11 protein-coding genes are annotated in these 13,638 nt (G+C 71.3%); 9 read left to right on the top strand and 2 right to left on the bottom strand.

The window, feature by feature from the left end:
- The 8 genes from HCN51_RS54520 to HCN51_RS54485 form a co-directional block, all read left to right on the top strand.
- The coding region (locus HCN51_RS54520) for an ATP-binding protein (protein ID WP_168021670.1) at window positions 1-2,290 on the top strand (2,290 nt) is incomplete at its 5' end.
- The gene (locus HCN51_RS54515; protein ID WP_080042050.1) at window positions 2,287-2,901 is read left to right on the top strand and encodes a response regulator; all 615 of its coding nucleotides are present in this window, start codon (window positions 2,287-2,289) and stop codon (window positions 2,899-2,901) included. The genes HCN51_RS54520 and HCN51_RS54515, both read left to right, overlap by 4 nt.
- A 70-nt stretch (window positions 2,902-2,971) precedes the next feature.
- Window positions 2,972-5,479, top strand: a complete 2,508-nt coding sequence (locus tag HCN51_RS54510; protein ID WP_168021669.1) for a DNA translocase FtsK — start codon at window positions 2,972-2,974, stop codon at window positions 5,477-5,479.
- An 83-nt stretch (window positions 5,480-5,562) separates the two neighbouring features.
- On the top strand, window positions 5,563-6,324 hold the full coding sequence (locus tag HCN51_RS54505) for a helix-turn-helix domain-containing protein (protein ID WP_080042048.1): 762 nt from the start codon (window positions 5,563-5,565) through the stop codon (window positions 6,322-6,324).
- A gap of 59 nt (window positions 6,325-6,383) precedes the next feature.
- Window positions 6,384-7,796 (top strand): 30S ribosomal protein S12 methylthiotransferase RimO, encoded by a 1,413-nt coding sequence (gene rimO, locus HCN51_RS54500; RefSeq protein ID WP_080047145.1) that lies wholly within the window; start codon window positions 6,384-6,386, stop codon window positions 7,794-7,796.
- Window positions 7,793-8,365: a CDP-diacylglycerol--glycerol-3-phosphate 3-phosphatidyltransferase gene (gene pgsA, locus HCN51_RS54495; RefSeq protein WP_168021668.1), complete on the top strand. Its 573-nt coding sequence runs from the start codon at window positions 7,793-7,795 to the stop codon at window positions 8,363-8,365. Before rimO ends, pgsA begins: the two co-directional genes overlap by 4 nt.
- Window positions 8,366-8,368: 3 nt before the next feature.
- Window positions 8,369-8,860, top strand: a complete 492-nt coding sequence (locus tag HCN51_RS54490; RefSeq protein WP_168021667.1) for a CinA family protein — start codon at window positions 8,369-8,371, stop codon at window positions 8,858-8,860.
- Window positions 8,861-9,146: 286 nt separating this feature from the next.
- Window positions 9,147-9,503, top strand: coding sequence for a helix-turn-helix domain-containing protein (locus HCN51_RS54485; protein ID WP_080047144.1), 357 nt, complete (start codon window positions 9,147-9,149; stop codon window positions 9,501-9,503).
- On the opposite strand, the gene HCN51_RS54480 is transcribed toward HCN51_RS54485, so the two are convergent.
- The gene (locus HCN51_RS54480) at window positions 9,500-10,279 is read right to left on the bottom strand and encodes an Fpg/Nei family DNA glycosylase (protein ID WP_168021666.1); all 780 of its coding nucleotides are present in this window, start codon (window positions 10,277-10,279) and stop codon (window positions 9,500-9,502) included. The two genes, HCN51_RS54485 and HCN51_RS54480, sit on opposite strands and share 4 nt — an antisense overlap.
- A 52-nt stretch (window positions 10,280-10,331) precedes the next feature.
- Entirely contained in the window at window positions 10,332-11,387 is a 1,056-nt protein-coding gene (locus HCN51_RS54475) for a PP2C family protein-serine/threonine phosphatase (RefSeq protein ID WP_168021665.1), read from the bottom strand.
- A 149-nt stretch (window positions 11,388-11,536) separates the two neighbouring features.
- On the opposite strand from HCN51_RS54475, the gene HCN51_RS54470 reads away from it, so the two are divergent.
- Window positions 11,537-13,624, top strand: coding sequence for an ATP-binding protein (locus HCN51_RS54470; protein WP_168021664.1), 2,088 nt, complete (start codon window positions 11,537-11,539; stop codon window positions 13,622-13,624).
- Window positions 13,625-13,638: the final 14 nt, after the last annotated feature.

Raw genomic sequence — 13,638 nt, 5'->3', positions numbered from 1 at the left:
ACGCAACATCGCCCAGGTCGCCACCGCCGTGGCCAACGGCGACCTGTCCAAGAAGATCGACGTGGACGCGCGCGGCGAGATCCTGGAGCTCAAGACCACGATCAACACCATGGTCGACACGCTGTCGTCGTTCTCCTCCGAGGTCACGCGCGTGGCCCGCGAGGTCGGCTCCGAGGGCAGGCTGGGCGGCCAGGCCGAGGTCGAGGGCGTCTACGGCACGTGGGAGCGCCTGACCAAGAACGTCAACGAGCTCGCGGGCAACCTCACCACCCAGGTCCGCGCCATCGCGGAGGTGGCCAGCGCGGTCGCCCAGGGCGACCTCAGCCGCTCGATCAGCCTGGAGGCCAAGGGCGAGGTCGCCGAGCTGAAGAACAACGTCAACCTCATGGTCGCCAACCTGCGCGAGACCACCCGCGCGAAGGACTGGCTGGAGAGCAACCTGGCCCGCATCGCGGGCCTCATGCAGGGGCACCGCAACCTCGTCGAGGTCGCCGACCTGATCCTGCGCGAGCTGACGCCGCTGGTCAGCGCCCAGTACGGCGCCTTCTTCCTGGCCGACGCCGAGTCCGTGGACGGCGCGCTGGCCTACATCGCCGGCTACGGCGCCGCCCACGACGTGCTGCGCGGCCATGGCGCGCCCGGGCCGGGGCTGATCAGGCAGGCGGCGCTGGAGCGCAAGCGCATCCTGCTGGAGGACGTGCCGCCGGGCTACATCACCGTGCACTCGGGGCTGGGGGAGGCCGCGCCGGCCAGCGTGGTGGTGCTGCCCATCGTGTTCGAGGACAACGTGCTCGGCGTGATCGAGCTGGCCTCGTTCAGCCGGTTCAGTGATGTGCACCTGGCCTTCTTCGACCAGTTCGTGGTCACGATCGGCGTCGCCATCAACACCATCATCGCCAACGCCCGCACCGAGGCGCTGCTGTCGGAGTCGCAGCGGCTGGCCCAGCAGCTCCAGGGCCGCTCCGACGAGCTGCAGCGCCAGCAGGCCGAGCTGCGCAGGTCCAACGCGGCGCTGGAGGAGAAGGCCCACCTGCTGGCCACCTCGTCCCGCTACAAGTCGGAGTTCCTGGCGAACATGTCGCACGAGCTGCGCACGCCGCTCAACAGCCTGCTCATCCTGGCCCGCCTGCTGGCCGACAACCCGGAGGGGAACCTGTCGGAGCAGGAGGTCGAGTTCGCCGGCACGATCCACAACGCCGGCAGCGACCTGCTCCAGCTCATCAACGACATCCTCGACCTGTCCAAGATCGAGGCCGGGCGCATGGACGTGCGGCCGGAGAAGCTGCCGCTGAGCAAGCTGCTCGACTACGTGGACGCCACCTTCCGCCCCCTCACGGTAGACCGGGGGCTCACGTTCGAGATCGAGGTCGCCCCCGGCACGCCGCGCGAGCTCTACAACGACGAGCGCCGGCTCCAGCAGATCCTGCGCAACCTGCTGTCGAACGCGGTCAAGTTCACCTCCTCGGGCGAGGTGCGCCTGGCGGTGTCGGTCGCCGAGGACAAACCCGACCCCGACGGCCTGCCGATGCTCGCCTTCGCGGTGCGCGACACCGGCATCGGCATCGCCGCCGACAAGCTCCCCGCCATCTTCGGCGCCTTCCAGCAGGCCGACGGCACCACCAGCCGCAAGTACGGCGGCACCGGCCTCGGCCTGTCGATCAGCAGCGAGATCGCCCGCCTGCTCGGCGGCGAGATCCACGCCAGCAGCACCCCGGGCGAGGGCAGCACGTTCACCCTGTACGTCCCGGCCGGCTGCGCCGCCAGCGGCCCCGAGCAGCCGCCGCCCGAGAGCGCCGAGCCGCGCACCCCGCCGCCCGGCTGGCAGACCGACGCCGACGACCCGTGGCAGTCCTCCTCCCGGCTGAGCCGGCTCAGGCAGGGCCCCCTCGGGGCCGCGTTCGCCGGCCGGCGGGTGCTCATCGTGGACGACGACATCCGCAACGTCTACGCCCTGACCCACGTGCTCGGCCGGCTCGGCATGGAGATCGTCTACGCCGAGAACGGCAGGGAGGGCATCGAGGCGCTGGAACGGGAGGAGAACATCGCGCTGGTCCTCATGGACGTGATGATGCCCGAGATGGACGGCTACGAGACGCTCGCCGCCGTGCGGCAGATGCCGCGGTTCGCCGGCCTGCCGATCATCGCGCTCACCGCCAAGGCGATGCCGGGCGACCGGGAGAAGACGATCTCCTGCGGCGCCTCCGACTACGTGCCCAAACCCGTGGACCTCGACCAGCTCCTGGAGGTGATGCGAGGGTGGCTCGCGGGCGAACGGGAGGGGGACGGATGAACCGACAGGTCAAGATCCTGCTGGTCGACGACAACGAGGAGAGCCTGGTCGCGCTGGAGGCCGTGCTCAGGCCGCTGCAACAGCTGCTGTTCAAGGCCAGGTCGGGGCCCGAGGCGATGAAGCTGATGCTGCGCCACGACTTCGCGGTCGTCCTGCTCGACGTGCTCATGCCCGGCATGGACGGCTTCGAAACCGCCACCCACATCAAGCGGCTCGACCAGACCCGCGACGTGCCGATCATCTTCCTGACCGGCACCGAGCCGAACTCCGGCTCGGCCTTCCGAGGCTACGCGGTGGGCGCGGTCGACTACCTCACCAAGCCGTTCGACCCGTGGGTGCTGCGCTCGAAGGTGGCGGTGTTCATGGAGCTGTTCAGGAAGACCGCGGTGCTGATGGAGCAGGCGGCGCTGCTCGCCCAGCTCGTCCAGGACAACGAGGCGCTCGACGGGTTCGCGCGGCGGCTGGAGGCGGTCGAGACGCGCCTCGAAGGGCTGGCCGGCGACGCGGCGGGCGACGAGGGGGTGCGGGAGGCGGTCAAGGACCTGGCCGACCGGGTGGGGGCCATGCAGACGGCGTTCGAGGCGGTCTCGACGGCGCGCGGCAGGGAATGACCTTCCCGTCGGTCAGGACATCGGCGAGCCTCCGCGCGTACCCCCGTGTCTCCGTCGTACCTTTGGCATCATGGCCACCCGTACGCCGAAAAGCGCATCGAAGGGGCCGGCGAAGCGGTCGACCTCGTCCCGTTCGACCCCTGCCAAGCGCGGGGCCGCGTCGGCGGGACGTCCCAGAGCGAAGAGCGCCGCCTCCGGCCGCAAGCCCTCGATGACCCACCCAGACCCGATCAGCTGGGTCTTCACCATGGTCGGCAGGCTGATCGTCGGGCTGTGGATGTTGTTCGCCAACGGCATCGGCAGCGCGGCGCGAGCGCTGGGCAAGAACGCCCGCGAGCTCGACCCCGCGCACCGGCGCGACGGGGTCGGCCTGACGGTGCTGGCGGGCGCGATCGTGCTGGCGGCCATGACGTGGCGCAACTCCGAGGGCGCGGTGGCCGGCGTGGTCAACGCGACCGTGCGGGGCGTGTTCGGCTCGCTGGCCTGGGCGCTGCCGCTGCTGCTCGGGCTGCTGGCCTGGCGCTACCTGCGCCACCCCGACCAGAACGCCGACACCGGGCGCATGGTCATCGGGTGGGCGGCGCTGATGGTGGGCGTGCTCGGCGTGATCCACGTGGCCAACGACACCCCGTACCCGGCCGGTGAGGGCCAGGGCATGGACAAGGTGGCGCAGGCCGGCGGCATGGTGGGGTTCATCGTGTCGGCGCCGCCGATGAGCATCCTGCCGCCGTGGGTGACGATCCCGCTGCTGCTGCTCCTGTCCGGGTTCGGGGTGCTGGTGATCACCGCCACGCCCGTGCACCGGATCCCCGAGCGGCTGGCGGAGCTGCGGCACATGCTGTTCGTCCGGCACGCCGACACCGAGGCCGCCCCCAAGCCGGCCGCCAGGAAGCGGGCCAGGGCCAAGAAGCCCGTGGAGGGCGAGGACGTCGTCAAGCCGTACGACTCGCCGGTCATCGCCGAGAAGGACAAGAAGCCCGACCACTCGCCGGAGATCGTGCCGGGGCTGACCGACGAGGAGGAGACGCCCGCTCCCGAGGCTGAGAGGCGTCCTGAGCCGCCGCAGCCGACGCCCGCGCCGCGCAAGGTGGAGCAGCTCGTCCTGTCGCCTCAGGCGGGCCCGTACAGCCTGCCCGACCTGCACTACCTCAAGCCAGGCACCGCGCCGAAGCCGCAGACCAAGGCCAACACGACCGTGGTGAACGCGCTGACCAGCGTGCTGGAGCAGTTCAGCATCGACGCGCAGGTCATCGGCTTCACCCGCGGCCCGACGGTGACCCGCTACGAGATCGAGCTCGGGCCGGCCGTGAAGGTGGAGAAGGTCACCGCGCTGACCAAGAACATCGCCTACGCGGTCAAGTCCGCCGACGTGCGCATCCTGTCGCCGATCCCCGGCAAGTCCGCGATCGGCGTCGAGATCCCGAACGCCGACAAGGACCTCGTGGCGCTCGGCGACGTGCTGCGCTCCCAGGTGGCGCAGGCCGACCACCACCCGATGATCGTCGGCCTGGGCAAGGACGTCGAGGGCCGCACCATCGTCGCGAACCTCGCCAAGATGCCGCACCTGCTCATCGCGGGCGCCACCGGCGCCGGCAAGTCGGTGTGCGTCAACGGCCTGATCACCAGCATCCTGATGCGCGCCACCCCCGACGAGGTGCGCATGGTGCTGGTCGACCCCAAGCGGGTCGAGCTCAGCGTGTACGAGGGCATCCCCCACCTCATCACCCCCATCATCACTAACCCGAAGAAGGCCGCCGAGGCCCTCGAATGGGTGGTGGGCGAGATGGATCGGCGCTACGACGACCTGGCGGCGTCGGGGTTCCGGCACGTGGACGAGTTCAACAAGGCCGTGCGGGCGGGCAAGCTGCAGCCGCCGCCGGGCAGCGAGCGGGTCTACCAGCCGTACCCGTACCTGCTGGTGATCGTGGACGAGCTGGCCGACCTCATGATGGTGGCCCCGCGCGACGTCGAAGACTCGATCGTGCGCATCACGCAGCTCGCCCGCGCGGCGGGCATCCACCTGGTGATCGCCACGCAGCGGCCCTCGGTGGACGTCGTCACCGGCCTGATCAAGGCGAACGTGCCCTCCAGGCTCGCCTTCGCCGTCTCCAGCCTCACCGACTCGCGGGTCATCCTCGACCAGCCGGGCGCCGACAAGCTGGTCGGCCAGGGTGACGCGCTGTTCCTGCCCATGGGGGCGAGCAAGCCGATCCGCATCCAGAACGCGTTCGTCTCGGAGAAGGAGATCGCCGAGATCGTCGCGCACTGCAAGGAGCAGATGCAGGTCGAGTACCGCGAGGACGTCGCGGCGGCGCCGGTCAAGAAGGAGATCGACGAGGACATCGGCGACGACCTCGACCTGCTGATCCAGGCGGCCGAGCTGATCGTGACCACCCAGTTCGGCTCGACCTCGATGCTGCAGCGCAAGCTGCGGGTCGGCTTCGCCAAGGCGGGGCGGCTGATGGACCTGCTGGAGAGCCGGAACGTGGTGGGCCCGAGCGAGGGCTCGAAGGCGCGGGAGGTGCTCGTCAAGCCCGACGATCTGCCGGGTTTGCTGGCCGATCTGCGTGGCGAATGACCCCAATGCACAGTTGCACGGCGATAACTGCTTGAATAGGTACCACCACGAAGAGTAGTCGGTGTGGTGGGGGGCGGTTCGCTGTGCAGGAGCAGAGCATCGGGGCCATGCTGCGGGCGGCCAGGCAGACGGCCGGGCTGACGGTCGCGCAGGTGAGCGCGGCCACCCGAATTCGCGAGGCCATGATCCATTGCATGGAGCAGGACGACTACGGCCAGTGCGGGGGCGCCTTCTATGCCAGGGGCCACGTCAGGGCCGTGTCGAGGGCTGTGGGCCTCGATCCGGAGGCCACGGTCCATCTCTACGACCAGCAGTACGGCGGGCCTCCGCAGCCCATGCCGGCCTCGGCCGTCTTCCAGGCCGATCGCAAGATCCACCTGCCGGAGCGGCGCGGGCCCAACTGGACGATGGCGCTCGGCGTGGCCCTGGCCATCGTGGTCGTCTTCGGCATGATGCGGGTGATGGGCGGCGCCAGCGACCAGGTGCGCACGGGCGACGTGCGCGCCGCCTCGGCCCGGCCCAGCGTCCCGCCGAACACGCCCATCACCGAGACGCCCAAGCCGACGCCGTCCAAGACGTCGGCCAAGAACACCGTTACGGTGCGTATCAAGGCGAAGCGGTCGTCGTACGTGAGCCTGCACGACGCCGAGGGGCACAAGCTGTTCGCGGGCACGCTCAAGGCGGGCAAGACCTCCACGTGGCGCGCGCCCGAGAAGCTCAACGTGCTGCTGGGCGACGCCGGGGCGGTGACGGTGCACGTCAACGGCAAGAAAGTGAAGGGTCTCGGCGGCCGGGGGGACGTGGTGCGGCGCTCGTTCGGGCCGCCCAAACCGCAGTCGCGGTAGTCACCTGAGGGAGCCCGTGCATCGGGTGGTGGCCAACTCCCGATACCGTAGTGTTCACCATGTCATCCCGCCGAACCGCATCGCTGATCACTCTGGGCTGCGCACGCAACGAGGTCGACTCCGAGGAGCTGGCCGCGCGACTCGAGGCTGCCGGCTGGCAGCTGGGCGACGACGACCCCGACGTCGTCGTCGTCAACACGTGTGGCTTCATTGACTCGGCCAAGAAAGATTCCATCGACACGCTCCTGGCCGCCGCCGACACCGGCGTGAAGGTGGTGGCGGCGGGCTGCATGGCCGAGCGCTATGGCAACGAGCTCGCCGAGGCCCTGCCCGAGGCCAGCGCGGTCATCTCCTTCGACGACTACGCCGAGATCGGTGACCGCCTCGACGACGTGCTCGCCGATCGGCCGCTGAAGCCGCACACGCCCCGCGACCGCCGCACCCTGCTGCCCATCTCGCCGGTCGATCGGGCCGCCGCGCCCAAGGCCAGCATCCCCGGCCACGGCGACCTGCCGGAGGGCCTGGCGCCCGCCAGCGGGCCGCGCGTGCTGCGCAAACGGCTCGACGAGAGCCCGGTGGCCTCGCTCAAGCTGGCCTCCGGCTGCGACCGGCGCTGCACGTTCTGCGCCATCCCGGCCTTCCGCGGCTCCTACGTCTCGCGCCGGCCCGACGAGCTGCTCGCCGAGGCCGACTGGCTGGCCCACCGGGGCGTGCGCGAGCTCGTCCTGGTCAGCGAGAACTCCACGTCCTACGGCAAGGACCTGGGCGACCTGCGGGCGCTGGAGAAGCTGCTGCCGCAGCTCGCCGCCGTCGAGGGCATCGAGCGGGTGCGGGTCAGCTACCTGCAGCCCGCCGAGCTGCGCCCGGGCCTGATCGACGTCATCTGCGCCACCGAGGGCGTCGCCCCCTACTTCGACCTGTCCTTCCAGCACGCCAGCGGCACCGTGCTGCGCCGGATGCGCCGCTTCGGCGACCCCGAGCGCTTCCTGGGGCTGCTGGAGACCATCCGCGAGCGCGCCCCCGAGGCGGGCGTGCGCTCCAACTTCATCGTGGGCTTCCCCGGCGAGACCGAGGAGGAGTTCGGCGAGCTGGTCGGGTTCCTGGAGGAGGCCAGGCTCGACGTCATCGGCGTGTTCGGCTACTCCGACGAGGACGGCACCGAGGCGGCCAAGCTGCCCGGCAAGCTCGACCAGGAGGTCATCGACGAGCGCGTGCGCGTGCTGACCGAGCTGGCCGAGGAGCTGACCGCCCAGCGGGCGGAGGAGCGCATCGGCACCGAGGTCGACGTGCTGATCGACGACGACCTCGGCGACGGCGGCTACGAGGGCCGGGCGGCGCACCAGGGGCCCGAGGTCGACGGCTCGGTCACGGTGCAGGGCATCGGCCTGGTCAAGGGGCAGATCGTCCGCGCGCACGTGGTCGACGCCGAAGGGGTCGACCTGATCGCGCGCATCAAGGCCGGCGGTCCATGAAAAGGGACGAGCGCCGCGTGGTAAGCCCGTGGAACATCGCCAACGTCCTCACGGTCCTCCGGTTGGCGCTCGTCCCCTTCTTCGTCGTCTGCCTCTTCGTGCCGGGCACGGGCTGGCGGGTGACCGCGCTGGCGGTCTTCGCCGTGGCCTCGATCACCGATCACCTCGACGGGGAGCTGGCCAGGCGCTACGGCCTCATCACCGACTTCGGCAAGATCGCCGACCCGATCGCCGACAAGGCGCTCACCGGGGCCGCGCTGGTGTGCCTGTCGATCCTCGGCGAGCTGCCCTGGTGGGTCACGGGGGTGATCCTGGGCAGAGAGCTGGGCATCACGGTGCTCAGGCTCGTGCTGCTGCGGCACGCGGTCATCCCGGCCAGCTACGGCGGCAAGGTCAAGACCGTGCTGCAGATCGCCGCCATCGTCCTCTACCTCCTGCCCTTCGTGCCGGGGCCGGTCCGGTGGGTGGTGATGGGCGGGGCGGTCGTGGTCACCGTGGTCACGGGGGCCGACTACATCGTCAGGGCAGTGAAGCTGCGTCAGGTGGCCAGGCAGGCGCGCGGGGAGTGATCGATGCCGGACACGGCCGGGATGTTGAGGATGCTGGTGGCCCAGGGGGCGACGGTCGCGGTGGCCGAGTCGCTCACGGGCGGGCTCATCGGGGCGACGATCACGTCGGTGTCCGGGGCGTCCCAGGCGTTCCGGGGCGGTGTCATCTCCTACGCGACCGAGCTCAAGCACGAGTTGCTGGGGGTGCCGGCGGACCTGCTGGCGCGCGAGGGGGCCGTGCACGCCGATGTGGCCGCCGCGATGGCCGCGGGGGTCGCGCGGGTCTGTGGCGCGACGTACGGGGTGGCCGTGACGGGCGTGGCGGGGCCGGAGCCACAGGACGGAAGGCCGGTGGGCACGGTGCATGTGGCTGTTTCCGGGCCTGGCGGGCAGATTTGGTCCCGGGAATTGAGACTGGAAGGGTCGCGCGAACGTATCAGGGTAGAGACGGTGGACGAGGCAGTCGATCTCCTGTCAGGTGTGCTGAAGGCGAACATAGGGGAACATTCCGGGTGATTACCGTGTTACGTCCCGAGCGAACATGCGATGCGCGGTCTGACGCGGTGTCGGTGGATACGGGTACGGTGGAGCTGTGAGTGAGGTCCGTGAGCCAACTGCAAGCACCGAGCGCCCGGCAGGCGGGCCTGATGAGTCGCGCAACGAGCCACGAGCGGCGGGCCAGGGGCGGCGACGCCCGATGATGACGGCGAGGAGTATGTACGAAGCTAAGAAGACCAAAGTGCGGCACGATCCGATCGCGCGGGGCGTGGTGAAGACATCCACGCCGGGGAGGGAGCGACAGATGATTTTGCTGCGTCAGCTGCTCGGAGACGTGCTGAGGCGGCTGCGGGTGCGGCAGGGGCGCACGCTACGCGAGGTGTCCACGCTGGCCCGTGTCTCACTCGGCTACCTGTCCGAGGTGGAGCGCGGCCAGAAGGAGGCCTCGTCCGAGCTGCTCGCGTCGATCTGCGGCGCGCTCGGTGTGCCGCTTTCGCAGGTGTTGCGTGAGGTGTCCGACCAGTTCGCGCTGGCGGAGCTCCAGGCCACCCCTGTGCTTGCCGACGTGCCCGAGCACGAGCGTCTGCCGCTCGGCGAGACGGTTCCCGGGTCGATCTCCGACTCCGTCTTCCCCGAAGTCAAGGACATGGTGGCTGCCTAACGCGGCTGGCAGCCCGCACACCACAGGATCAGCCGTTCCTGTGGCTGCGCCCCCATCTCCCCGCGGCTGATGCGGGTGCCGCATCGGCGACAGGGCCTGCCTGCCCTGCCGTAGACCCAGGTCTGGTTGCCTGGCCGGCGATCACCTGTCGTCACCGTGTCCGCATGTCCCTTGTTCGCGTCCAGCAGCCGCTGGGCCAGCGACACGAGCCCCTCGAGATCCTCGATCTCCCCGACCTTCTTCCACGGCCAGATCCCGCGCAGGAACAGGGTCTCGGCGCGATAGATCGTGCCGATCCCCGCCAGGTTGCGCTGATCGAGCAGCGCCTCCCCGATGGTCCTGTCGGGCGCCCCTCGTAGCCTTCGCGCGGCCTCATCCGGGTCCCAGTCCGCGCCGAGCAGATCCGGCCCCAGGTGACCCACCAGGCGCGCCTCGTCCCCCGTCCGGACGAGATCCACCATCCCGAGCCTGATGCCGACCGCCTGCCACCGCTCGTTGGCCAGGATCAGCCGCACCTGGTCGCCGGGCGGGATCCGGCTGCCCGCCGCCGAGACCTGCCAGCGCCCCTCCATGCGCAGGTGCGTGTGCACCGTGAGGTCGCCCTCCACCCGCGTGAGCAGGTGCTTGCCCCGGGAGAGCGTGGTCAGCACGCGGCGGCCGGTGAGGTCGGACGTGGCGTACCTGGGCACGCGGAAGTCCGACCTGGTCAGGGTGTGACCGTCCAGCGCGCCCCTGAGCCGCGCGGCGGTGCGGTAAACGGCGTCTCCTTCGGGCATTTCCCCAGTTTAAGAGGGTGTTGCCGCCGGCATTCGAGGAAGCGGCCGAGCGTCAGTCGAGGCTGCGCCGGTCCTCCAAGACCGGCGCGGGCGTGGGCTCGTCCCGCACCAGGACGGGCTGGGCCAGGATCAGCGTCAGGTCGTCCCCTTGAGGCGTGCCCGCGTCGCCCGTGTGGCGGCGCAGCAGGCCGAGGACCTCGCGCAGCGACTCCTCCAGCGTCGCCTGCGTCAGCGCCTCGTGCAGGTGCGCGTCGAACGGCAGCCCTGCGCCCTCGCCGTTGCGGGCCTCGGTCAGGCCGTCGGTGTAGAGGAGCAGGCGGTCGGAGTGCAGCAGCCGGACGCGCCACACGTACGGCTCGGGGGACAGGCCGAGCGGGCGGCACGGGCGGGGCGGGTGCAGCGCCCGCAGGCGGCTGTCCACGCGGACGGGCGCGGGATGACCGCAGTTGACCAGCAGCACCCCGCCCGGCACGAACTCGGCCAGCAGCACGGTCACGAAATCTTCCGGCCCGAGGCCGGGGGAGATGCGGGCGTCGAGGTCGAGCGCCAGGGCGGCCAGGTCGGGCGCGGTGGCCGCGGTGCGCCGGAAGGCCGCCAGCACGGTGGCGCTGAGATGCGCGGCGTCGAGGCCGTGGCCCTTGACGTCGCCGATGATCAGGCGCAGGCCGGTGGGCGTGGCGACGGCGTCGTGCAGGTCGCCGCCGATGCGGCCGCCGTCGGCCGACGAACGGGTGTGCGCCGCCAGGCTGACCCCGCCCAGCTCGGGAGGGAGCGCCGGGATCATGGCCCACTCCGCGATGCGGGTCATGCGCGCCAGCTCGGCCCGGTGCCGGGCGTGGGTGCGGGCCGTCACGTACGCCCACAGGCCGCCGGTGACCACGATCAACGCGCGCACCAGGTGGTGCGGCAGGTCGGAGCCCTCGTCGAGGGCGGGCAGCGCCAGGGCCAGCGCCAGCGCCGTGGCGGCGGCCACGACGGTGCTGCGTACGGTCAGCAGCTGGGCCGCGACCATCGGCCCCGCCAGCAGCAACGCGGACAGCGAGACCGTGGCGTACGCGGCGTCCGCCAGGGCGACCAGCACCTCGCTCGCCAGCAGCGCGGGCAGCAACCGGCGCTGGTGCCTGGAGAGGATGTGCCGCGGGATGACGCCCCCTCGGGTGGTTGCGATCGCGAGTAGTCACCTTCTCACTTTTAGTGACGGTGCGGGAGCGATTCCGGCAAACTGTGGGGCAGGCCGAGTCCTGTGAGGTGACGATCATGCAAGTCAGCCAGTGGCAGGGAAACCTCCCCAGCGAGAGCACGAGACTGATCGGTCGCCGCGAGGAGGTGGACGGCGTCCGGGCGCTGCTGGGCCGGTCCCGGCTGGTGACGGTCACCGGCGTGGCCGGGGTCGGGAAGACCAGGATCGCCCTGCGGGCCGCCGCCGAGCTGCGGGCGGAGTTCGCCGACGGGGTGTGGCTGGTCGCGCTGTCGCCACTGGTGGAGGGCAGCGCGTTGCCGTACGCGATCGCCGAGGCGCTGCCGATGAGCGACCAGAGCGCCCGGCCGGTCACCGAGGTGCTGGCCGACTACCTCGCCGAGCGGGAGCTCCTGCTCGTGTTCGACACCTGCGAGCACCTCACCCAGACGTGCGCGGCGGCGGCCAGGACGCTGCTCGCCGCGGCGCCGAAGCTCCGCGTCCTGGCCACCAGCCGCAGGCCGCTCGGCTGCGCCGAGGAGCGGGTCCTCGGCGTGGAGCCGCTGCCGGTCCCCGAGAGCGACGACTGGCAGGAGGGCGACGCGGTGGAGCTGCTCCTCGACCGCGCCGCCGCCACGGTGCCCGGCTTCGCGATCGACGAGCGCAACCGCGGCGCCCTCATGCGGGTGTGCCGGCGGCTCGAAGGGCTGCCGCTCGCCATCGAGCTGGCCGCCGCCCGGCTGCGCGAGCTGACCCCCGACCGGCTGGCCGAGCGGCTGGACGACCGCTTCGCCGTGCTCGGCACGACCGAGCACCAGGTGTACGACGCCGACCCGCCCTGGCACCAGGCCCTGCGCACCGCGATCGGCTGGAGCCACCAGCTCTGCACCCCCGCCGAGCGGCTGCTGTGGGCACGCGCCTCCGTCTTCGCCGGCAGCATCGACCCGGCCGCCGTCAAGCAGGTCTGCGCCGACGACCGGCTGCCGAGCTGGCAGATCCCGCAACTCCTCGAATCGCTCGCCGACAAGTCGATCCTCATCTGGGAGCCGACCGGGGCGGGCGACCGCTACCGGATGCTCGACACCATCCGCGAGTTCGGCGCCATCTGGCTGAAGGACCTCGGCCAGGACGAACGCGTCCGGCGCCGGCACCGCGACTACTACCTGGCGCTGGCCAGGGAGGGCGACGCCCAGTGGATGGGGCCCGACCAGTACGCCTGGTACGACCGCATGACCGCCGAGCACGACAACCTGCGCGCGGCCCTGCAGTTCGCCCTCGCGCGGCCCGAAGGGCACATCGCGATGGAGCTGGCCTCAGCCCTGTGGTTCTTCTGGTATCCCTGCGGCTTCCACAAGGAGGGGCAGCACTACCTCGAACGGGCCCTGGCCCAGGACCGCCAGCCGTCGCCGGCCCGTACCAAGGCGTTGTGGGCCTGCAGCGTCATCATGCTGCTCCAGGGCGAGGCGGTGCGCGGGGCGGAGCTGGCGGCCGAGTGCTCGGCCGAGGCCGAGCGGCAGGGCGACGTCGAGGCGGCGGTCATGGCGCGCAGCGCCCACATGTCCGTGGCGGTCGTCACGGGCGACCACGCGCGCGTCGCCGAGCTGGCCCAAGGGCTGCTCGACGAGGCCGAGCACGATGTCCTGCTCTGCCCGACGCTGCTCTCACTCAACGCCTACAGCCTCACGTGCACCGCCACCGGCAAGCTCGACGAGGCCATCTCCGCGCTGGAACGGCTGCGCACGCTCTGCGACCGCAACGGCGAGCGCTGGCAGCGCGCCTACGCCGACGTCCTGCGCGCCCAGGCCGAGCTGGCGTACGGGCGGGCGTCGAAGGCGCTGGCGTACGCGCAGGCGGCGCTGGAGGTCAAGTGGCGGCTGAACGACAGCACCGGGATGGCGCTGGCCATCGACGTGCTCGCCCCGGCGGCCATGGCGGTGGGGCAGGAGGAGCGGGCCGCCCACATGCTCGGGCTGGCCCACCAGATCTGGGACGTCGTGGGCATGCAGCAGGCCGGCCTGCCCGCCCTCGTCGCCGTCCGGCGGGCCTGCGAGGAGCAGGTGCGCGGCGCCCTCGGTGACCGCGACTACACCCGTGCCTTCCAGGTGGGGCGGCAGGCCGAGCTGGACGCCGGCGTCGCGTACGCGCTGGGCGGCCCCGTACCGGGCTGACGTGCTGTGTGAGG

Source organism: Nonomuraea composti, from assembly GCF_012034275.1.
Taxonomy (GTDB): Bacteria; Actinomycetota; Actinomycetes; order Streptosporangiales; family Streptosporangiaceae; genus Nonomuraea; species Nonomuraea composti.
The sequence above is the reverse complement of the archived record's forward strand: the minus strand, read 5'-3'. Positions and strand labels throughout refer to the sequence as shown.